The sequence below is a fragment of the Stenotrophomonas sp. S41 genome (genome assembly GCF_016624625.1).
Taxonomy (GTDB): Bacteria; Pseudomonadota; Gammaproteobacteria; order Xanthomonadales; family Xanthomonadaceae; genus Stenotrophomonas.
In genome coordinates this window covers 1-20772 of the sequence record NZ_JACVTV010000078.1, presented here as the reverse complement: position 1 = coordinate 20772, position 20772 = coordinate 1, and the positions used below count along the sequence as shown (strand labels likewise).

Annotated in this window: 16 protein-coding genes; 10 read left to right on the top strand and 6 right to left on the bottom strand. The window is 68.7% G+C overall.

The features are described 5' to 3' along the window. Positions 1–115: 115 nt before the first annotated feature. The gene (locus IAE56_RS15180) at positions 116–1084 is read right to left on the bottom strand and encodes a LysR family transcriptional regulator (protein WP_108767340.1); all 969 of its coding nucleotides are present in this window, start codon (positions 1082–1084) and stop codon (positions 116–118) included. Between the two features lie 110 nt (positions 1085–1194). On the opposite strand from IAE56_RS15180, the gene aceB reads away from it, so the two are divergent. The 4 genes from aceB (at position 1195) to IAE56_RS15160 (ending at position 8104) form a co-directional block, all read left to right on the top strand. Next, positions 1195–2832, top strand: a complete 1638-nt coding sequence (gene aceB, locus IAE56_RS15175; RefSeq protein ID WP_200753093.1) for a malate synthase A — start codon at positions 1195–1197, stop codon at positions 2830–2832. 68 nt (positions 2833–2900) lie between these two features. After that, positions 2901–4202: an isocitrate lyase gene (gene aceA, locus IAE56_RS15170; RefSeq protein ID WP_200753092.1), complete on the top strand. Its 1302-nt coding sequence runs from the start codon at positions 2901–2903 to the stop codon at positions 4200–4202. Between the two features lie 320 nt (positions 4203–4522). Then, positions 4523–5563 carry a GGDEF domain-containing protein gene (locus IAE56_RS15165; RefSeq protein ID WP_164074813.1) on the top strand — a complete coding sequence of 347 codons (1041 nt, stop codon included), beginning with the start codon at positions 4523–4525 and terminating at the stop codon, positions 5561–5563. Positions 5564–5578: 15 nt separating this feature from the next. Further along, the gene (locus tag IAE56_RS15160; RefSeq protein ID WP_200753091.1) at positions 5579–8104 is read left to right on the top strand and encodes a putative peptide modification system cyclase; all 2526 of its coding nucleotides are present in this window, start codon (positions 5579–5581) and stop codon (positions 8102–8104) included. Here the strand turns inward: IAE56_RS15160 and IAE56_RS15155 are convergent. Next, positions 8091–8390: an NHLP-related RiPP peptide gene (locus tag IAE56_RS15155; protein WP_108767344.1), complete on the bottom strand. Its 300-nt coding sequence runs from the start codon at positions 8388–8390 to the stop codon at positions 8091–8093. The two genes, IAE56_RS15160 and IAE56_RS15155, sit on opposite strands and share 14 nt — an antisense overlap. Before the next feature lie 135 nt (positions 8391–8525). On the opposite strand from IAE56_RS15155, the gene IAE56_RS15150 reads away from it, so the two are divergent. Next, positions 8526–9728: a putative peptide maturation dehydrogenase gene (locus tag IAE56_RS15150; protein WP_200753090.1), complete on the top strand. Its 1203-nt coding sequence runs from the start codon at positions 8526–8528 to the stop codon at positions 9726–9728. A 24-nt stretch (positions 9729–9752) separates the two neighbouring features. Here the strand turns inward: IAE56_RS15150 and IAE56_RS15145 are convergent, their stop codons facing one another. The 3 genes from IAE56_RS15145 to IAE56_RS15135 are packed head-to-tail and all read right to left on the bottom strand — an operon-like array spanning position 9753 to position 14561. Then, on the bottom strand, positions 9753–11735 hold the full coding sequence (locus tag IAE56_RS15145; protein ID WP_200753089.1) for an acetyl/propionyl/methylcrotonyl-CoA carboxylase subunit alpha: 1983 nt from the start codon (positions 11733–11735) through the stop codon (positions 9753–9755). A 41-nt stretch (positions 11736–11776) separates the two neighbouring features. Further along, the gene (locus tag IAE56_RS15140) at positions 11777–13387 is read right to left on the bottom strand and encodes a carboxyl transferase domain-containing protein (protein WP_108745717.1); all 1611 of its coding nucleotides are present in this window, start codon (positions 13385–13387) and stop codon (positions 11777–11779) included. 10 nt (positions 13388–13397) lie between these two features. After that, positions 13398–14561 carry an isovaleryl-CoA dehydrogenase gene (locus tag IAE56_RS15135; RefSeq protein ID WP_200753088.1) on the bottom strand — a complete coding sequence of 388 codons (1164 nt, stop codon included), beginning with the start codon at positions 14559–14561 and terminating at the stop codon, positions 13398–13400. A gap of 158 nt (positions 14562–14719) precedes the next feature. Between IAE56_RS15135 and IAE56_RS15130 the strand changes: the two genes are divergently transcribed. The 3 genes from IAE56_RS15130 (at position 14720) to IAE56_RS15120 (ending at position 17798) form a co-directional block, all read left to right on the top strand. Continuing rightward, positions 14720–15337 carry a TetR/AcrR family transcriptional regulator gene (locus IAE56_RS15130; RefSeq protein ID WP_108758350.1) on the top strand — a complete coding sequence of 206 codons (618 nt, stop codon included), beginning with the start codon at positions 14720–14722 and terminating at the stop codon, positions 15335–15337. Positions 15338–15540: 203 nt separating this feature from the next. Beyond that, the gene (locus IAE56_RS15125) at positions 15541–16059 is read left to right on the top strand and encodes a c-type cytochrome (protein ID WP_079224832.1); all 519 of its coding nucleotides are present in this window, start codon (positions 15541–15543) and stop codon (positions 16057–16059) included. 293 nt (positions 16060–16352) lie between these two features. Then, entirely contained in the window at positions 16353–17798 is a 1446-nt protein-coding gene (locus tag IAE56_RS15120) for an ExeM/NucH family extracellular endonuclease (protein ID WP_200753087.1), read from the top strand. Positions 17799–17979: 181 nt separating this feature from the next. On the opposite strand, the gene IAE56_RS15115 is transcribed toward IAE56_RS15120, so the two are convergent. Then, positions 17980–18837, bottom strand: a complete 858-nt coding sequence (locus IAE56_RS15115; protein ID WP_200753086.1) for an EamA/RhaT family transporter — start codon at positions 18835–18837, stop codon at positions 17980–17982. Between the two features lie 43 nt (positions 18838–18880). On the opposite strand from IAE56_RS15115, the gene IAE56_RS15110 reads away from it, so the two are divergent. Beyond that, complete coding sequence (locus IAE56_RS15110) at positions 18881–19552, top strand: CocE/NonD family hydrolase (protein ID WP_200753085.1); 672 nt, start codon at positions 18881–18883, stop codon at positions 19550–19552. Next, positions 19549–20649 (top strand): cell division protein ZapE, encoded by a 1101-nt coding sequence (zapE, locus tag IAE56_RS15105; protein ID WP_108767352.1) that lies wholly within the window; start codon positions 19549–19551, stop codon positions 20647–20649. Before IAE56_RS15110 ends, zapE begins: the two co-directional genes overlap by 4 nt. Positions 20650–20772: the final 123 nt, after the last annotated feature.

Here is a 20772-nt window from a genome sequence, read left to right as displayed (position 1 = left end):
CCCCCCCCCCCCCCCCCCCCCCCCCCCCCCCCCCGCCATCCCACGGAATGCCCGCTGTTGCCGTTGATGTGGCCTCTGCAGGTGCAGGGCGGTAGCCCTGCAACCCACAACACCCCTACCGCTCGGAATGCCCGCTCTGGTCGTAATCGCGCGGACTGAACAACTCCGGCTGGATCAGCTCCACAAACGCCCGCGCCTGCGCCGACAACGCCTTGCCCCGCCGCACGATCACCCCGTAACTGCGCTCCGGGAACCAGCGCTTCATCGACCGCGCGGCCAGCCGCTCGTGGTCGCTCTCATGCAGGCACAGCGCCGGCACGATGGAAATGCCCATGCCCATCGCCACGTACTGCTTGATCACCTCCCAGCCGCCCACCTCCAGCGCCACCGTGTACGCAATGCGGTGGCGCTGGAACACCTGGTCCACCAGCCGGTAGGTGATCTGCCGCTTCGGCGGCAGCACCAGCGGGTAACGCGCGATGTCGGCCAGCTCCAGCTCGCCACCACTGGCCAGCGGATGATCGTGTGGCGCGATCAGCACCTGCTCGAAGCGATAGGCCGGCGCATAGGTCAAGTCGGCCGGCACGTCGGTCATCGACCCGATTGCCAGGTCGGCCGCATCCTCGCGCAGCAGGTCGGTGCCATCGGCGCTGATCGCGTTGTGCAGGGTCAGGCGCACGTCCGGATGGTGCAGGCGGAAGCGTTCGACGATCTTCGGCAGCAGGTAGAGGATGGTTGAACTGTTGGCGGCGATGTTCAGCTCGCCCGCGTCCAGCCCGCGCACCTTGTCGCGGAAGCGCGCTTCCAGCCCGTCCAGGCTTTCCACCAGCGGCTGCGCCATTTCGTAGAGCACCTGGCCCTCGCGGCTGGGCACCAGGCGGCGCCCGCTGCGCTCGAACAGCGGCACCCCCAACTCACGTTCCAGCGCCTGCAGCTGCAGGCTGATCGCCGGCTGGCTGACGAACAGCGCCTCAGCCGCCCGTGAGACCGAGCCCAGGCGCACTGTCTGGCAGAACGCCCGCAGCGGCTTCAGCCGGTCGGATTTGTAGGAAAAACGCGGACTTGGCGGGCTGCGCGTGGTCATGGCGTCATAAGTATTAGCACACCTTATGTGGAACATTGCAAAAACTGTTTTGCCAAATACTCGGCACGGGCGGCACTTTGGGGGCGTTCCCCCACCGCTGGAGTCGCCCCATGTCCGCCGTTGCTTCCGCCGTTTCCTCCACCCCCGCCAAGGCCACCCCCGGTATCGCCCTGGCGACCCGCGTGGCCGGCCAGGAGACCGTGCTGCCGGCACCGCTGCTGGCCCTGCTGGTCTCGCTGCACCGGGCGGTGGAACCGGGCCGGCAGGCGCGGCTGCAGGCCCGCCGCGAGCGCCAGGCGTTCTTCGACCAGGGCGGCCTGCCGGACTTCCGCAGCGATACCGCCGCGATCCGCAGCGGCGACTGGCGCGTGGCCCCGCTGCCGGCCGCGCTGCAGGACCGCCGCGTCGAGATCACCGGCCCGACCGACCCGAAGATGGTCATCAACGCGCTGAACTCCGGCGCCAAGGTGTTCATGGCCGACTTCGAGGATTCGACCTCGCCGACCTGGCGCAACCTGCTGGCCGGGCAGCAGTCGCTGGCGGCCGCCGTGCGCGGCGATCTGGAATTCACCGCGCCGGCCGCCAACGGCAGGCCGGGCAAGCACTACACCCTGCGCCCCTTTGAGGAACAGGCGGTGCTGATCGTGCGCCCGCGTGGCTGGCACCTGGACGAGAAGCACGTGCGCGTCGATGGGCAGTTCATCGCCGGCGGCCTGTTCGATGCGGCGGTGTTCGCCTTCCACAATGCCCGCACGCTGCAGGCCAAGGATCGCGGTCCGTACTTCTACCTGCCCAAGCTGCAGAGCATGGAAGAGGCCGCGCTGTGGGAGACCGCGCTGTCGCACATCGAAGGCATGCTCGGCCTGCCGCACGGCCAGATCAAGGTGACCGTGCTGATCGAAACGCTGCCGGCGGTGTTCGAGATGGACGAGATCCTGCACGCCCTGCGCGAGCGCATCGTCGGCCTGAACTGCGGCCGCTGGGATTACATCTTTTCCTACCTGAAGACCTTCCGCCGCCACGCCGACCGCGTGCTGCCCGAGCGTGGCCAGGTGACCATGACCCAGCCGTTCCTGAAGGCGTATTCGGAACTGCTGATCCAGACCTGCCACCGCCGTGGCGCGCATGCGATGGGCGGCATGGCCGCGCAGATCCCGATCAACAGCGATGCCGCCGCCAACGAGCAGGCCATGGCCCGGGTGCGCGCCGACAAGCTGCGCGAAGTCAGTGCCGGCCACGACGGCACCTGGGTCGCGCACCCGGCGCTGATCCCGGTGGCGATGGCCATCTTCGACGAACACATGCCCACCGCGAACCAGCACCAGGTGCTGCGCCAGGACGTGCGGGTGGGCCGCGATGAACTGATCGCGCGGCCGCCGGGCAGCATCACCCGCGCCGGTTTCGAGGGCAACGTCGAAGTCTGCGTGCGCTACCTGGCTGCGTGGCTGGACGGCAACGGCTGCGTGCCGATCCACCACCTGATGGAAGACGCGGCCACTGCCGAGATCAGCCGCAGCCAGCTGTGGCAGTGGCTGCACACGCCGGGCCAGCAGCTGGACGACGGCACCGCCATCGACCTGCCGCTGCTCGACACCGCCCTGGCCCAGCTGCCGGCGCGGCTGGGCGATACCCGCGCGCTGCCCGGTGGCGCCCGCATCGGCGAAGCCATCGCCTTGCTGGGCGAACTGAGCCGCAGCGACGAACTGACCGATTTCCTGACCCTGCCGGCCTACGCACGCATCGACTGACGGCCTGCTTCCCCCATCCATCCCAGCCGGGCAGCGCCCGGCTCTACAACACCGAACTGGAGAAAGACATGAGCACCCTGCCCACTGCCGAACAGATCCAGCACGACTGGGACACCCACCCGCGCTGGGAAGGCATCCAGCGCAACTACAGCGCCGCCGACGTGGTGCGCCTGCGTGGCACCGTCCACATCGAGCATTCGCTGGCCCGGCTGGGCGCGGAAAAGCTGTGGAAGTCGCTGCACGAGCGCGAGTTCGTCAATGCGCTGGGCGCGCTGACCGGCAACCAGGCCATGCAGCAGGTCAAGGCCGGTCTGAAGGCGATCTACCTGTCCGGCTGGCAGGTGGCGGCCGATGCCAACCTGGCCGGGCAGATGTACCCGGACCAGTCGCTGTACCCGGCCGATTCGGTGCCGGCGGTGGTAAAGCGCATCAACAACACCCTGCTGCGCGCCGACCAGCTGCACCATGCCGAAGGCAAGGATGACATCGACTTCCTGCAGCCGATCGTGGCCGATGCCGAGGCCGGCTTCGGCGGCGTGCTCAACGCCTTCGAGCTGATGAAGGCGATGATCGAAGCCGGTGCCGCCGGCGTGCACTTCGAGGACCAGCTGGCCTCGGTGAAGAAGTGCGGGCACATGGGTGGCAAGGTGCTGGTGCCGACCCGTGAGGCCATCGAGAAGCTCAACGCCGCGCGCCTGGCTGCCGACGTGCTGGGCGTGCCGACCCTGCTGGTGGCGCGCACCGATGCCGAAGCCGCCGACCTGCTGACCAGTGACATCGACGGCAACGACCAGCCGTTCACCACCGGCGAGCGCACCGTGGAAGGCTTCTACAAGACCCGCAACGGCCTGGACCAGGCGATCAGCCGTGGCCTGGCCTACGCCCCCTATGCCGACCTGGTGTGGTGCGAGACCGGCAAGCCGGACCTGGAGTTCGCGCGGAAGTTCGCCGAGGCGATCCATGCGAAGTTCCCCGGCAAGCTGCTGGCCTACAACTGCTCTCCCAGCTTCAACTGGAAGAAGAACCTGGACGACGCCACGATCGCCAAGTTCCAGCGCGAGCTGGGCAGCTACGGCTACAAGTTCCAGTTCATCACCCTGGCCGGCTTCCACGCGCTGAACTACGGCATGTTCAATCTGGCCCACGGTTATGCGCGCCGCCAGATGAGCGCCTTCGTGGAACTGCAGGAAGCCGAGTTCGAAGCGGCCGAGCGCGGCTTCACCGCGGTCAAGCACCAGCGCGAGGTCGGCACCGGCTACTTCGATGCGGTCACCCAGACCATCCAGCAGGGCCAGTCCTCGACCACTGCGCTGACCGGCTCGACCGAGGAAGAGCAGTTCCATGGCGGCCGCAGCGAGCGCGCCGCCTGACCCCACCTCGACCCCGTAGAGTCGAGCTTGCTCGACTGACGTGACCGCACCCGAAGCCAGGGCAGTCGAGCAAGCTCGACTCTACCCGGGCCTTCGAACCCATCAGGGTGGCCAGTGAAGGGCCAGACGACGCCGGCAGGTCGGGGGACCTGCCGGCGTTGTTGTGTCCGGGGTGCCGCCGCCCCTGAACTACCCTCATGAATGCGGGTTGCCCGCCTGTTCGGCCCCGATCGTGGTGTCTTCATGAAAAATGAGAAGACGCGCACAGTTTGATTCACTGCTATGCTCCGCTCCTCACCAGGGGACGCTGGCGGCGGGAAATGACCGGCAGGGGTGCGGCCGAGAACATCGACATGACGACCGGTATCGCCCAGGTGGCGATGGCCGAGATCGTGCACGCCCTGTTGTCGGACGAGGAAGTCGCCCTCTTTGCGCGCTTCGCGCGGCCCCTGAAGGTCGAGGCCGGGCAATGGCTGTTCCACCGCGGCCACCGCGGCGATGGCATGTACGTCATCGTGGAAGGATTGATCGAACTGGATTTCGGCGAGGACCTGGTGACCAAGACGCTGGGACGACATGAGTTCTTCGGTGAACTGGGCCTGCTGGTGGGGGACCATCCGCGCAGCGCCGGCGCGCGCGTGATCGAAGACTGCCACGTGCTGGAACTGGGCCCGGCCGATTTCCATTGCCTGGTCGAATCCGATCCGGGGCTGGTGGCCTACTTCCTGCGCCGCACGATCATGCGCGTGCTGACCAACGAACAGGCCCTGATCAGCCAGCTCCGCCGGCGCAACCACGATCTGGAAACCGCGCTGGACAACCTGTACATCACCACCCATCAGCTGACCCACACGCGCGAGCTGGTGCGTACCGATGAACTGACCGGCCTGCACAACCGCCGCGGCCTGACCCTGTACCTGCAGGAATGCCGCAGCCAGCCGCAGGGCGCACCGCAGGCGCTGCTGCTGATCGACTGTGACCGCTTCAAGCAGGTCAACGACCGCCACGGCCACCAGGCCGGTGACCGCGTGCTGCAGAGCATGGGCAACATCCTGCGCTCGATGGCCGGCGAACACGACCTGGCCTGCCGCCTGGGCGGTGATGAGTTCTGCCTGATCCTGCGCCATGCCGATCGCGAGGCGGCCCAGCACGCAGCCGAGTTCATCCTCAGCGCGGTGCATGGCCTGCTCGAACGCAGCCATGGCAACCCGCACGTCACCCCGGCCAGCATCGGCGTCAGCCTGCTGGCGGCCGATGCGGACTGGAGTGAATGGTATGCAGGCGCGGACCGTGCGCTGTACCGGGCCAAGCGCGCCGGCGGCAACTGCCTGCATTGGGCTGACCCTACGGACGGACAGTGAGCGGAGACTGTGGCGATGAACGGCGATTCCGGAACATCGACTCCGCACACCACGCAGCTGCGTGCCCTGCTGTTCACCGATCTGTGCGATTCCACCCTGCTGGTGGAACGGATGGGAGACGCCGCGGCGGCTGAGCTGTTCCAGGACCATGACCGCCTGGTGATGGCCCTGCAGCAGCGCTGGAACGGCCAGCAGATCGACCGCTCCGATGGTCTGTTCATGCTGTTCGAACGCCCGGTGGATGCCCTCGGTTTCGGACTGGATTACCAGCGCGGCCTGCAGGCGCTGGGCGGCAAGCGCAACATCCTGCTGCGCGCACGCATCGGCCTGCACGTGGGTGAAGTGCTGCTGTGGAACAACAGCGCCGAGTCGATCGCGCTGGGGGCCAAGCCGGTGGAAGTGGAAGGCCTGGCCAAGCCGATGGCCGCGCGCCTGATGCAGCTGGCGCAGCCCGGCCAGTTCCTGGTGTCGGCCACCGCCGAATCGATGGTGCGCCGCGCCGCCGGCGATCTGGGCGAAGTCGCGCAGGGGCTGAAGTGGAAGTCCTTCGGGCGCTGGCGCTTCAAGGGCGTGGCGCAGTCGATGGAAGTGTTCGGCCTGCACGACCCGGCGACGCGCGGTCTGGGACGCCCGCGACAGACCGCGAAGGCATCGCGTGACATCCCGGTCTGGCGGCAGCCGCTGGTGATGACTGCCGAAGTCACCCTGGCCGCAGCGCTGCTGGTCGGCGGTTGGTTGCTGACCCGGCCGCAACCGGCCATCGCCTTTGCCGAGCGCGACTGGGTGGTGGTCGGCGATCTGCGCAACCTGACCGGTGAGACCCTGCTGGATGGTTCCACCCAGCAGGCACTGCGCATCAGCCTGGAACAGTCGCGCTACGTCAACGTGATCAGCGACCTGAAAGCGCGCAGCGTGCTGCAGCAGATGCGCGCCTCGCTGGATGCGCCGCTGGATGCGAACAATGCCTCCGAGATTGCCCAGCGCGTGGGCGCGCGGGTCGTGTTGATGCCAACGCTGTCCGAAGCCGGCGGTCGCCTGCGCCTGAGCGTGGGCGTGGTGGATCCGGCCAGCCGTGCCACGCTCGCCGTCGAATCGGCCGATGGCCGTGGCCTGGAATCCCTGCTCGCTTCCACCGATGACGTGGTGGCGCGCCTGCGCGGCCGCCTGGGCGAGACGCTGGAGCAGGTCGAGCAGGATTCTACGCCGCTGCCTGCGGTCACCACCGGCAGCCTGGATGCGCTGCGCGCCTATTCGCTCGGCCAGAAGCTTTACGCCCGCAACGATTACCAGGGTGCGCTGGCCATGTTCCAGCAGGCGGTGGAGCTGGATCCGGAATTTGCCCTGGCCTGGATGGCGCAGGTCCGTGCGCGCTTCGCGGTGGATGATCTTTCCGGGGCGATGCAGGCGGTGGACACCGCCAAGAGCCTCAAGCGCCGCCTGCCCACACGCGAGGCACTCTATCTGGACGCGTGGGCGGCAACGCTGCGCGACCGCGGGCAGGCCTCCGATGCATGGCGGCGCCTGTCCAGCCTGTATCCGGACTACTTCGCCGCGCAGTACAACGCAGCCCTGTGGCTCTATGCGGAGAACCGGTTCGAGGAATCGCTGCCCTACGCGCGGCACGCAGCGGATCCGCGGTTTGAACTCAGCAACGTGGCGCACGATCTCCTGGGTCGCATCCTGGTGGCGCGCGGCGATGTCACCGGCGCCCGCCAGGCCTTCAAGCGCGCCATCGATGGCGGGCGCACCGCCAGCAACCGCTACCTGGGGTCGGCCGAGGCCAGCCTGCGCAACTACGCGGCTGCAGAATCGCTGCTTGATCGCGCGGCACCGTCCCGCCACGTGGTCATCGAACGCACCAGCATCGCCGTCGACCGCAAGCAGTGGACGCACGCGGTGCAGATCGCCCGCGACGGCAACTCGCAGTTCGCCAGCGCGTCGGGGTTCGACCAGCAGGTGATGCTGGTGCCACTGGCAACCGCGCTGTGGGGCGCCGGCGATGATGATGCAACGCGTGCACAGCTGCGCCACAACGTAGACAGCGCCCTGCGACGGGTAGACAACAGGGCCCCGGCCGACGGTGGCGATGACGCGATGGTGGCACTGGCGTCGGCCCTGTTGTCGGTGCGGATGGGTGACACCGCGCTGGTGGAGCGGGTGCTTGCCCGCTTGTCCCCGATCAATGAGGTGTTGGGTCAGCCGCCGGTTGCGGAAACGATGGCCGTGGTGCGGGCCAGCCTGGCCACGCACCAGAAAAAGCCGGATGAGGCGCTGGCCATGCTGGCGCCCTGGTTGACCGGGCAGGCCAGCTTCCAGACCCGCGTGGCCGCGATGGATGCGTACCTGGCCAAGGGCGCCAATGCGCAGGCACTCGCGCAGGCGGACTACCTGGCCGGCAACCGCGGCCGTGCCTATGCCGAGGTGGACTGCGCGTACTGCCTGCAGCCGCTCAACGTCCTCGACAGCAACCGCGCCGCAGGCGTGGCTGCCACGCTGCGCCGCCGGCCGGAGCCGACGGCGGCCGCGATTACGGTCCCTTGAGGGTCCAGCCCGGGCCCGGGCTGGCATCCAGCGCCGGAACCAGCTGACCGAGCTCCCGGGTCAGCATCGTCTGCAGTTCCTGCTTGGCATCATGGATGGCTTCCTTGGAGGCCAGCTGGTTGACGTGGCAGCACACTTTCAGCAGTTCCGCATCAGCGGCAGGCAGGCCAAGGCTGACCAGGGCAGAAGCAGGGTTGGAAGCGAACAGCGCGCGGAACGCATCGTCTTCAGCGAGCGCGCAGATCAGCGCCATGGCGATCGGCGCGGGCAGGGTAGGCAGGGACACGAAGAACCTCGGGAACGGCGACGGAAGAAGTGGACAAGCGTTGTTAGATCGGCCCACGCAGCCCGCACTTGAGTGCGCGATGAAGTTCCGTCGGCGGCGGCCGCTAGTGAACTGCGCCCTTTCGAATCCGATGCCATGTCCGTAGATCCTGCCGTGTCTTCCGCCCGCATCCGACGTTGCGAGATCCTGCTGCTGGAACCGCGCGAGAGCGCCGACTTCGATCTGCAGGACCTGCTCTCCGGCGGCAACGGCATCCGCCGCCAGATGCGCTGGGTGGCACTGGCTCCGCATCTGGGCGAGCCGGTGGACGTGGATGCCGTACAGCGCGAATTGCTGGGCCGCATCGGCGCCAGCCAGTGGCAGGACCTGCCTGCGGACGAGGACGAGCGCGCCGCCTGCGAGGCGCTGCTGCGCCTGGGCCTGCTGGTCAGTGCATCACCCGCCGATGACGCGGCGCTGCAGGTCCGCCAGGCCGATGATCGCCAGCGCGAGGCGTACTGGCATCCGCTGGCGGCGGTGCTGCATGCGTTCACCCGGTGGGACGGCGTCGATGCCGTGAAGAACACACGCGACTCCGGTACCGATACCGCCGTGGGCATGCGTGAGGTGCTGGGGCCGCCGCCGGCACCGACCGCGGTGGCGGCCGATGCCGAAAGCCAGGTGCTGCCGCTGCAGGACGACACCGATTTCGATGCGCTGCTGGCGCGGCGCGCGACCTGCCGCAACTTCGATGAGCACCGGCCACTGCCGATGGCGCTGTTCTCCACCATGCTGGCGCGCGTGTTCGGTGCACGCGCCCATGTGCAGGTCAGCGATGACCTGCGTTTCCAGAAGAAGAGCAGCCCCTCCGGCGGCGGCCTGCATCCCACCGAGGCGTACCTGGTGGTGCAGAACGTGGAGGGCGTGGCGCCGGGTGTGTATCGCTACCTGCTGGACGGGCACCGCCTGCTGCGCCTGCCGGATCCGCCGATGGGACTGCGTGCGTTCGCCATGGAAGCACTGGGCCAGCAGCACTGGTTTGCCAATGCGCACTGCCTGGTGACCCTGGTGCCGCGCTTCGACCGCACGTTCTGGAAGTACCGCCGCCACGCCAAGGGTTACCGCGTGATCGCACTCGAAGCGGGGCACCTGTCGCAGACGATGTACCTGTCGGCCACCGACCTGGGCTTGGGCGCCTTCATCACCGGCGCGATCAACGAGCGCTGCCTGGAACCGGTGCTGCAGCTGGACCCGGTGCAGCAGGGCGCATTGGCGATGTGTGGTTTCGGCTGGCGCGCGGCAAGCATGGAAACGGCCGAGCTGGACCCGGCCGGCGAGGTCTGGACGCGCGCCGGCTGAGCGCGCGTCCGTCCTTCCCACTTCTCAAGCGGCTTCGAAATCCACCAGCACGGCGCCGTCGCCCACCTGGTCACCGGCCTTGGCGCGATAGCCCTTCACCGTGCCATCCGCCGGCGCCTGCAGGGTGTGCTCCATCTTCATCGCTTCCAGCACCACCAGCGGCGTGCCGCGCTTCACCTGGGTACCGGCCTCGACCAGGGTGGCCACGATCTTCCCCGGCATCGGTGCCAGCAGGCTGCCGGCATCGGCGGTGGCGTTGTCTGATTCACCGACCGGGTCGTGCAGGGTGAAGCGGTGCTGGCCATCGGCGCCGAACAGATACAGCTGGTCGCCTTCGCGCAGCAGCTGCAGCTGCCAGCGGCGACCGTCCAGCTGCACGCCCATGCGCTGGCCGTCGGCGCTGCCGAGCACCGTGGCCGGTGCAGCATCATCGCGCTGCATGCGCCAGCCATCGGCCTGCGCCCACACCTTCAGCGTGTGCGTGCGCTCACCCTGCTGCAGCGGCAGCACACGCGGTGCCGAAGCACCCAGACGCCAACCGTCCTGTGCCTGCCACGGCGAATGCGGATCGCGTGCATCGCTGCCCGCACGCGCGGTGCTGGCTACGGCGGCGATGGCTGCCAGCTGCCACAGCGCATCGTCGCTGTCGCCCACGGCATTCAGCGCGGCCTGCTCGCGTTCGATCAGCGCGGTGTCGAGCTTCGCGTGCGCGAACGAATCGGTGTTCACCAGGCGACGCAGGAAACCGGCATTGGTGGTCACGCCCACCACCTGGCAGTCCGCGAGGGCCTGGCTCATGCGGCGCAGCGCGGCCTCGCGGTCCACGTCCCAGACGATCAGCTTGGCGATCATCGGATCGTAGTACGGGGTGATGCTGTCGCCTTCTTCCACGCCGGTATCCACGCGCACGTTCGCCGAGGGCGCCGGCAGGCGCAGGCGGCGCAGGGTGCCGGTGGACGGCAGGAAGCCACGATCGGCATCTTCGGCATACAGGCGTGCTTCGATGGCATGGCCGTGGATGGCCAGCTGTTCCTGGCGCAGCGGCATCGGCTGGCCAGCGGCCACGCGCAGCTGCCATTCCACCAGGTCGGTACCGGTGATGTACTCGGTCACCGGATGTTCGACCTGCAGGCGGGTGTTCATTTCCATGAAGTAGAAATCGCCGTCCGGGCCGGCGATGAACTCCACCGTGCCCGCACCGACATAGCCCACCGCGCGCGCGGCATCGACCGCCGCCTTGCCCATCGCTGCACGGCGCTCGGCGCTCATGCCCGGTGCCGGGGCTTCTTCCAGCACCTTCTGGTGGCGGCGCTGCACCGAGCAGTCGCGCTCGAACAGGTAGACCGCATCCCCGTGGGAATCGCCGAACACCTGGATCTCGATGTGGCGCGGGCGCTCGACGTACTTTTCCACCAGCACGTGGTCGTTGCCGAAGGCCGAGGCGGCCTCGCGCTGGCAGCTGGCCAGCGCATCGACGAAGTCTTCGCTGCGTTCGACCTTGCGCATGCCCTTGCCACCGCCACCGGCGCTGGCCTTGATCAGCACCGGGTAGCCGATGGCATCGGCCTGCGCGCGCAGGAACGCGGGCTCCTGCTGGTCACCGTGGTAGCCCGGGGTCAGCGGCACGCCGGCCTTGGCCATCAGCGCCTTGGCCGCGCTCTTGTCGCCCATCGCGCGGATGGCGCTGGCCGGCGGGCCGATGAAGGTGATGCCGGCGGCGGCACAGGCATCGGCGAAATCGGCGTTCTCGGAGAGGAAGCCGTAGCCGGGGTGGATCGCCTGCGCGCCGCTGCGGCGTGCGGCGTCCAGCAGCACGTCGCCGCGCAGGTAGCTCTCGCGCGCGGCAGCCGCGCCGATGTGGATGGCCTCGTCGGCCAGGCGCACGTGGCGCGCGTTGCGGTCGGCATCGGAATACACCGCCACGGTGGCAATGCCGAGGCGACGGCAGGTGGCGATGACGCGGCAGGCGATCTCGCCACGGTTGGCGATGAGGATTTTGCTGAACATGGCAACGGGCTTCATGGGAGCTTGCTCGGTCATGGCACGGGTCACATGCGGAACACGCCGAAGCGCGTCTGCTGCGGGGCGGCGTTGAGGCTTGCCGACAGGGCCAGGGCCAGGACGCGGCGGGTGTCGACCGGATCGATCACGCCGTCATCCCACAGGCGCGCGCTGGCGTAGTAGGGGTGGCCCTGCTGTTCGAACTGGTCGCGGATCGGCGCCTTGAAGGCGTCTTCTTCCGCCGCCGGCCACTGCCCGCCCTTGGCTTCGATGCCATCGCGCTTGACCGTGGCCAGCACGCTGGCGGCCTGTTCGCCGCCCATCACGCCGATGCGCGCGTTCGGCCACATCCACAGGAAGTTGGGCGAATAGGCGCGGCCGCACATGCCGTAGTTGCCGGCACCGAACGAGCCGCCGATGACCACGGTGAACTTGGGCACCTTGGCGCAGGCCACGGCCATCACCAGCTTGGCCCCGTCCTTGGCGATGCCGCCCTGTTCGTACTTGCGGCCGACCATGAAGCCGGTGATGTTCTGCAGGAACACCAGCGGGATGTTGCGCTGGGTGCACAGCTCGATGAAGTGCGCGCCCTTCAGCGCGGACTCGGAGAACAGGATGCCGTTGTTGGCGATGATGCCGATCGGGTAGCCGTTCAGATGCGCGAAGCCGGTGACCAGCGTGGCGCCATAGCGCGGCTTGAACTCATCGAAACGCGAGCCATCGACCAGGCGTGCGATCACTTCGCGCACGTCGTAGGGCTTGCGCGTATCGGCCGGAATCACCCCGTACAGCTCGTGCGCCGGCAGCAGCGGTTCCTCGCTGGGCTGCACCGCCATCGCCGGTTCCGGCTTGCGCCAGTTCAACTGGGCGATGATCGCGCGCACCCGTGCCAGTGCCTGCAGGTCGTTGTCGGCCATGTGGTCTGCCACGCCGGAAATGCGCGTGTGCACGTCGGCGCCGCCCAGTTCTTCGGCCGTCACCACTTCACCGGTGGCGGCCTTCACCAGCGGCGGACCGCCCAAGAAGATCGTGCCCTGCTCGCGCACGATCACCGTTTCATCGCTCATCGCCGGCACGTAGGCGCCGCCGGCGGTGCAGCTGCCCATCACGCAGGCGATCTGCGGGATGCCCTGTGCGGACAGGTTGGCCTGGTTGTAGAAGATGCGGCCGAAATGATCGCGGTCGGGGAAGACCTCGTCCTGCAGCGGCAGGAAGGCGCCACCGGAATCGACCAGGTAGATGCAGGGCAGGTGGTTCTGCTCGGCGATCTCCTGCGCGCGCAGGTGCTTCTTCACCGTCATCGGGTAGTAGGTGCCGCCCTTGACGGTGGCATCGTTGGCCACGATCACGCATTCGACACCGCTGACCCGGCCGATGCCGGCCACCACGCCCGCGGCGGGTACGGCGTCTTCGTACATGCCGTGCGCGGCCAGCGGCGCGATTTCCAGGAAGGCGCTGCCGGGGTCGAGCAGGGCGTCGATGCGGTCGCGCACCAGCAGCTTGCCGCGCGCGGTGTGCTTGGCGCGCGCGGCCTCGTTGCCGCCCAGCGCGGTGCGCGCCAGCGTGGCGTGCAGGTCATCGACCACGGCCTGCATGGCGGCGCGGTTGCTTTCGAAGGTGTCGCTGCCCGGTTGCAGCTGGCTGTTGAGAACGGTCATCGCAGTGGCCTTACAGGGTGCGCTGGAACAGTTCGCGGCCGATCAGCATGCGGCGGATCTCCGAGGTGCCGGCGCCGATTTCATACAGCTTGGCGTCGCGCCACAGGCGGCCGGTCGGGTATTCGTTGATGTAGCCGTTGCCGCCCAGGATCTGGATCGCCTGGCCGGTCAGCCAGGTGGCCTTCTCGGCGGCATACAGGATGGCGCCGGCGGCGTCCTGGCGGGTGGTGCGGCCCTGGTCGCAGGCGCGCGCCACGGCGTAGACATAGGCGCGGCAGGCACCCAGGCCCACGTACATGTCGGCGATCTTGGCCTGGATCAGCTGGAAGCTGCCGATGGCTTCACCAAACTGGTGGCGCTCGTGCACATACGGCATCACCACGTCCATGGCCGCGGCCATCAGGCCCAGCGGGCCACCGGACAGCACCACGCGCTCGTAGTCCAGGCCGGACATCAGCACGCGCACGCCGCCGCCGACCTGGCCCAGCACGTTCTCTTCCGGCACTTCGCAGTCCTGGAACACCAGCTCGCAGGTGGGCGAGGAGCGCATGCCCAGCTTGTCCAGCTTCTGCGCGGTGCTGAAGCCCTTCATGCCCTTTTCGACCAGGAACGCGGTGATGCCCTTGGCGCCGGCCGCCATGTCGGTCTTGGCGTAGACCACCAGCACGTCGGCATCGGGGCCGTTGGTGATCCACATCTTGTTGCCGTTGAGCACGTAGCGGTCGCCGCGCTTGTCCGCGCGCAGCTTCATCGACACCACGTCCGAACCGGCGCCCGGCTCGCTCATCGCCAGCGCACCGACCAGCGCGCCGCTGCACAGACCGGGCAGGAAGCGCTGCTTCTGTTCCTCGTTGCCGTTCTTGCGCAGCTGGTTCACGCACAGGTTGGAGTGCGCGCCATAAGAGAGGCCGATGCCGCCGGAGGCGCGCGAAATCTCTTCCATCGCCACCACATGGGCCAGGTAACCCATGCCGGTGCCGCCGTATGCTTCTTCCACGGTGAGGCCGAGCAGGCCCTGTTCGCCCAGCTTCGGCCACAGGGCCAGCGGGAACTGGTTGGTGGCATCGGCCTCGGCGGCCAGCGGAGCGACCTCGGCAGCGGCAAAATGGGCCACGCTCTGGCGCAGCAGGTCGATATCTTCGCCAAGATCGAAGTTCAGGGATGGCACGTGCATTGCGGCGGCTCCACGAGGAAGGTGGGGGAATGGACGCACCCGTCAGGGGGAGGCTGGTGGCTGTTGAAGGCAGCGGCCAGCACGGGCGATGGGCCCAGCGTAGCGAGGTTCGGGAAAGAAGTGAATACAAATTCAAAAATTGAAACTAGAATCAGGATATGGCCTACAAACGCTCTGCATTGATGGAAGAACGGCTGGCCGGGGCCCGTGAACGGATCCTGCTGGCGACCCGCGAGCTGGTCGCTGCCGGGGGCTGGCGCAACGCCCCGGTGACCGCCGTGGCGACCCAGGCGGGGGTGTCCACCGGGCTGATCTACCGGCACTTCCCGTCCAAGGCCGAGCTGTTCGTGGAGGTGCTCAACGCCGCCGTGGCCCACGAGGTGGAGATCATGGAGCGCATCGCCAGCGGCCCCGAGGTGGCCAGCGAGCGCCTGCGCCTGGCGATCACCGCCTTCGTCCGCCGCGCCCTGGCCGGGCCGGGGCTGGCCCATGCCTTCATCGTCGAGCCGGTGGACCCGGACGTGGAGGCCGAGCGCATGCGCGGGCGCCGCGCCTTCGGTGATGTGTTCCTGCGCCTGGTGGAAGAGGGCGTGGCCGCCGGCGAACTGCCCGCGCAGGACGCGCATGCCACGGCCGCCTGCCTGGTTGGTGCCTTCACCGAAGCGATGGTCGGCCCGACCGCGCCCAGCCGCGAAGTGCACCGCGACGAAGGTGCGCTGGTGGACGCGATCTGCAGCTTCTGCCTGCGCGCGATCGGCGCCCCCGCAAAACGGTAGCGCCGGGCCATGCCCGGCGGCTGTTGCCATCCTCGACTGCTGTTGCCGCGCTTCGCGCTCGCCGGGCGTGGCCCAGCGCTACCCGCATGCTGCACCGCACCAGCATCGACGCCTGTTGTCGCACGCGAAGCGCGTTCTATACTCGGCCCATCACGCAGTCGCTCAGCCGTGGTCCAACGACTATCAGCCAGGGGTAACGAAGAGTGCGGAATTACGATCTGGAGTTCCTGAAACGCTTCTCCATGGTGATCGCGCTGCTGGCGGCCATCACCCTCGGTCTCATCCTCCTGGCGGCGTACATCCACACCCGGATTCCGCCCGAGGTGTCGCCCACGGCGGCCAAACGCACCGAGCAGCGCATCTCGCCCACTGGCGCGGTGTATGCCGGCAGCACCGGCGCCGCCGCGCAGGCCGCGGCCAAGGCCGCCGCACTGGCCAAGGCCGCTTCGCAGGTCGCCTACGGCGGCACCAAGGACGGCAAGGTCATCTTCGACAACCTCTGCACCGCCTGCCACACCACTGGTGTCGGCCAGGCGCCCACGCTTGACCACGCGCACTGGGACCAGCGCCTGGCGCAGGGCAAGGACACCCTCTACAAGCACGCCATCGAGGGCTACACCGGCCCGGATGGCGGGATCATGCCGCCCAAGGGCGGCAACCCGGCGCTGACCGAGGAGCAGATCCACGCCACCGTGGACTGGATGCTGGGCAACCTGAAATAACCGCCGGAACGGCCAAACCGGGAAACGGCGGAATAGCGGAACGGCCAAACGGCGGTAGAGTCGACTGCTAGTCGACTATCGCGCGCAGCGCGGGCTTTTCGGCAACGTAGCGAAGAGCAGTCGACTAACAGTCGACTCTACCCCCGCGCGCCCCCGCCGCCGGTTGCCGGCCAGCGGCCGGCACTACCCGGCTTTGCCCACCGAGGCCTGATCGCCCATCGTGCCCTGCGCTGCAAGCGGGCCTGCACATTTCGGGGTTAGTCTGTGCGCCCATTTCGTGGAGTCGCCCGTCGATGCGCCGCCGTTCCCTCGCCCTTGCCCTGTCCCTGCTGCTGCCGGCCACCGCCTTTGCCCAGGCCCAGCCGCAGGCCGCGCCGACCCCGACCTCCACCACCGCCCGCAGCAAGGCCCCGGTCGTGCTGACCACGGCCCCGGCCGACTGGCGCGCGCTGGACGGCCAGCACGTGCGCATCGCCGCCCCGCTCACCCTGGCCGGCACCGACGGCCTGGAGCGCTTCGGCCAGCTCACCGTGGCCTTCGATGGCCGCCTCTGGCAGCCCACTGAAGTGGCCGCGCCGGGCACGGCCGGCATCGAACAGGTGATGGCTGACAACCAGCGCCGCCGCCTGGTGCTCGATGACGGCAGCGATGCCCGCGACCCGGGCCGCGTGCCGTACCTGGCCGGCAACCCGGTGCTGCGCACCGGCATGCAGCTGCGCAACGTGGAAGGCATCGTGCGCGTGGACGCACAGGGCCGCCCCAGCCTGCAGGTGCAGGGCACGCTGAAGCTGCCGGAACTGCAGCGCCCGGCGGTGCCGAAGGTGGCCGGCGACCTGTACATCGCCGCCTTCAACCTGGAGAACTTCTTCAACGGTGATGGCCAGGGCGGTGGTTTCCCGACCCTGCGCGGCGCGCGTACGCTGGACGAACACAAGGCCCAGGTGGCCAAGCTGGTCACCACCGTCAACGCGCTCGGCGCCGATGTCGCCGCGCTGATGGAACTGGAAAACGACGGCTACGGCCCGCAGTCGGCCATCGCCGAACTGGTCGATGCGCTCAACCGCGACCGCGGTGCGCAGGGCGACTGGCGCTTCGTCGACGCCGGCAACGGCCCGGGCGACAACCCGATCCGCGTCGGCATCATCTACCGCAGCAGCCGCCTGCAGCCGCTGGGCAAGCCGGCCACGCTGACCGGCGGCCCGTTCGTCGAGCACAGCCGCGTGCCGCTGGCCCAGGCGTTCCAGGCCAAGCAGGGCGCGCCGTTCGTGGTGGTCGCCAACCACTTCAAGTCCAAGGGCTGCCGCGAGGCTGCAGGCGCCGATGCCGACCGCAACGACGGCCAGGGCTGCTGGAACGCCACCCGCGTCGCCTCGGCGCAGCAGTTGAACGACTGGCTGAAGACCAACCCGACCGGCACCGGTGCCCAGGACGCGGTGCTGCTGGGCGACTTCAACGCCTATGCGCAGGAAGATCCGATCCGCACCCTGCATGACCTCGGCTGGCAGGACGCCTTCAAGGTGGCCAAGGTCGAGCATCCCTACAGCTACGTCTACAACGGCTATACCGGCCGCCTCGACCACGCGCTGCTGAGCCCGGGCATGGCCAAGCGCCTGCGCGGTGCCGCCGAATGGCACAGCAACGCCGACGAGCAGGACGCCAGCGGCTACCAGGGCCGCAACGTGCCGGGCCCGTGGCGCAGCTCCGACCACGACCCGCTGCTGCTGGGTTTCGGCAAGTAAGGATTCGCCGGGGCACGCCCGGCGGCTTTCTGTAGAGTCGAGCCATGCTCGACTGCTTTGGGGAAACGCAGGGGTCGGATCCCATTCCAACGGAATGGGCTCTGACCCCAAGGCATCGCGGGGTCTCAAACGCAGGGGTCAGAGCGCATTCCGTTGGAATGGGATCCGACCCCGGGCGGCCTCACCCCCAGGCGATCAATCCGATCGCCAGCACCGCCAGCGCCAGGCCGGCGCGGTTCCACTTCGTGGTGGCCTCGCCGAAGGCGAACACGCCCACCAGCGCGCCCAGCACCACCACGCCGATGTTCATGCCGGCGAACACGGTGGCCGGGCTGTCCGGCATCGACTGGTGCGCGTGTACATAGAAGAGGATGTTGCCGCCGTTGAGCAGGCCCAGCAGCGCGCCGGCGCCCAGGTTGCGCCAGGCCAGCCGGCTGCGGCCGCTGGCATGCCGCCACAGCTGCAGCGCCAGCATCAGCACGAAGGCCACGCTGAAGCTGGCCAGCACCGCCGCCATCGACGGCGTGCCCGACAGCGCCACCTGCTTCAGCAGCACGTCCACCACCGCAAAGCCGCCCCACACGCCCAGCAGCCAGCCCCAGCCCCCGGGCGAGGCCGCCACCGCCGGCCCACGCGGGCGCAGGCTGATGGCCACCATCGCCAGCACGCCCAGGCCCAGGCCGGCCAGCTTCCACGGCGTGGCGGTCTGGCCGAAGAACAGGAAGGCCGCCGCCAGCGACAGCAGCAGCGACAGGCGCTGGGCCACGTCGCTGCGGACGATGCCGGCCACCGCCACTGCGCGGCCCAGCACCAGGAAGATCGAGGGCAGCACCACCGCCAGCGCCAGCAGTGACAGCCACGGCGCGTGCGGCGCACGCAGCGCCTCCAGCGGCGGCTGCAGCACCACGGCAGTGAGGGTGGCGGCGACCAGATAGTTCCAGGTCACCATCTGCGGCACGTCCAGCGCGCGGCGGTTGGCCAGCTTCAACACCACCGAAACCAGCACACTGCAGATCACGGCCAGGGACAGGTAGAGCATGGGGCGGGCACAGGGCAGGGGCGGGGGACGGTATCATGGTGCCATGCACAAGCCCTCGTTCCCCGTCGCCCCCGGCGAAACCGCCTGCCTCGTACTGGACGGCCCGGCCGGCCCGCTGGAAGTGGTCGTCGACCTGCCCAAGGCCGACGTGCCGGTGCAGCCGATCGTGGCCGTCATCTGCCACCCGCTGTCCACCGAAGGCGGCACCCTGCACAACAAGGTGGTCACCATGACCGCCACCACCCTGCGCGAGCTGGGCATCGCCACGGTGCGCTTCAACTTCCGCAGCGTCGGCGGCTCGGCCGGCAGCTTCGACCACGGCGTGGGCGAACAGGACGACCTCAAGGCCGTCACCGCCTGGGTGCGCAGCCAGCGCCCGGACGACCGCCTGTGGCTGGCCGGTTTCAGCTTCGGTTCCTTCGTTTCGCTGAAGGCCGCCGCCGAGCTGCAGCCCGAAGCGCTGATCTCGATCGCGCCGCCGGCGGGCCGCTGGGATTTCAGCGGCGTGCAGCCGCCGGCCCGCTGGCTGGTCATCCAGGGCGAGCAGGACGAGATCGTCGACCCGCAGGCCGTGTACCAGTGGCTGGACACGCTCGATTTCCCGCATGAGCTGGTGCGCATGCCCGAAACCAGCCACTTCTTCCACCGCAAGCTGATCGACCTGCGCGGCGCGCTGACCCACGGCGTCAAGCACTGGCTGGGCGCGGCGGCATGAGCGAGCAGGCGTTGACCCCGTCGCAGCGGTACGCGGCCGGGGTTGCCAGCGGCGACTGGCAGGACGACCCGGCCCAGCACGCGGCCTTGGCCGAACTGGACCGCATCCACCTGGGCCTGGTCGACAGCGCCGAGGACGGCTGGCTGGACCGCCTGTCCTCGTTCTGGAAGAAGCCCGAGCCGGTCAAGGGCCTGTACTTCTGGGGCGGCGTCGGCCGCGGCAAGACCTTCCTGGTGGATCTGTTCTACGACGGCCTGCCGATCAAGCAGAAGTACCGCACGCACTTCCACCGCTTCATGCGCAGCGTCCACGAGCGCCTGCGCGAGCACCAGGGGCAGAGCGACCCGCTGGCGAAGATCGCCCAGGAATGGCGCAGCAACCTGCGCGTGCTGGTGCTGGACGAGTTCTTCGTCACCGACATCGGCGATGCGATGCTGCTGGCGCGCCTGCTCGAGCGCCTGTTCGCCGAGGGCGTGACTCTGGTCACCACCTCCAATACGGCGGTGGAGAACCTGTATCTGAACGGCCTGCAGCGCGAGAGCTTCATGCCGGCCATCGGCCTGCTGCAGCGCTACTGCGTGGAGCTGTACGCCGAGGGCACCGAGGATTACCGCATGCGGGCGCTGACCCGTTCGCCGGTGTACCGCGCGCCGCTGGCCGCCGACAGCGATGGCTGGCTGGCCAGCCGCTGGGGCGAACTGAGTGGCGGGCAGCCGGCCAAGGCCGGCAACATCGAGATCGAGGGCCGCAAGATTCCGGTACGGGGCCGCGGCAAGAGCATCGCCTGGTTCGATTTCGCCGCGCTGTGCGAAGGCCCGCGCGGCCCGTCGGATTACATCGAGATCGCGCACGAGTTCAACACGGTGCTGCTGGGCGGCATTCCCGCCTTCGACCGCCTGAACGAAGATGCCGCGCGCCGCTTCGTGAACCTGATCGACGAGCTGTACGACCGCCACGTCAACCTGGTCTGCACCGCCAGCACCTCGCCGGTGGAACTGTATGCCGGCGAGCGCCTGCAGGGCGCCTTCGAGCGAACCGCCTCGCGCCTGATCGAAATGCAGAGCGCCGAGTACCTGGGCACCCCGCACCGGGCGTGAGGGGGCCGCTGGTTGTAGAGCCGAGCCCATGCTCGGCTGCTTCTGAATGACGTGCCGAAAGGCAGCCGAGCGTGGGCTCGGCTCTTGTGTCTTGGAATGACGCCCTGATCAGGCACAATTCCC

Excerpts from the sequence above, each read along its gene's own strand:
- IAE56_RS15180 (WP_108767340.1), bottom strand. The coding sequence starts at position 1,084 with ATGACCACGCGCAGCCCGCCAAGTCCGCGTTTTTCCTACAAATCCGAC.
- aceB (WP_200753093.1), top strand. The coding sequence starts at position 1,195 with ATGTCCGCCGTTGCTTCCGCCGTTTCCTCCACCCCCGCCAAGGCCACC.
- aceA (WP_200753092.1), top strand. The coding sequence starts at position 2,901 with ATGAGCACCCTGCCCACTGCCGAACAGATCCAGCACGACTGGGACACC.
- IAE56_RS15165 (WP_164074813.1), top strand. The coding sequence starts at position 4,523 with ATGACCGGCAGGGGTGCGGCCGAGAACATCGACATGACGACCGGTATC.
- IAE56_RS15160 (WP_200753091.1), top strand. The coding sequence starts at position 5,579 with ATGAACGGCGATTCCGGAACATCGACTCCGCACACCACGCAGCTGCGT.
- IAE56_RS15150 (WP_200753090.1), top strand. The coding sequence starts at position 8,526 with ATGTCCGTAGATCCTGCCGTGTCTTCCGCCCGCATCCGACGTTGCGAG.
- IAE56_RS15145 (WP_200753089.1), bottom strand. The coding sequence starts at position 11,735 with ATGTTCAGCAAAATCCTCATCGCCAACCGTGGCGAGATCGCCTGCCGC.
- IAE56_RS15140 (WP_108745717.1), bottom strand. The coding sequence starts at position 13,387 with ATGACCGTTCTCAACAGCCAGCTGCAACCGGGCAGCGACACCTTCGAA.
- IAE56_RS15135 (WP_200753088.1), bottom strand. The coding sequence starts at position 14,561 with ATGCACGTGCCATCCCTGAACTTCGATCTTGGCGAAGATATCGACCTG.
- IAE56_RS15130 (WP_108758350.1), top strand. The coding sequence starts at position 14,720 with ATGGCCTACAAACGCTCTGCATTGATGGAAGAACGGCTGGCCGGGGCC.
- IAE56_RS15120 (WP_200753087.1), top strand. The coding sequence starts at position 16,353 with ATGCGCCGCCGTTCCCTCGCCCTTGCCCTGTCCCTGCTGCTGCCGGCC.
- IAE56_RS15115 (WP_200753086.1), bottom strand. The coding sequence starts at position 18,837 with ATGCTCTACCTGTCCCTGGCCGTGATCTGCAGTGTGCTGGTTTCGGTG.
- IAE56_RS15110 (WP_200753085.1), top strand. The coding sequence starts at position 18,881 with ATGCACAAGCCCTCGTTCCCCGTCGCCCCCGGCGAAACCGCCTGCCTC.
- zapE (WP_108767352.1), top strand. The coding sequence starts at position 19,549 with ATGAGCGAGCAGGCGTTGACCCCGTCGCAGCGGTACGCGGCCGGGGTT.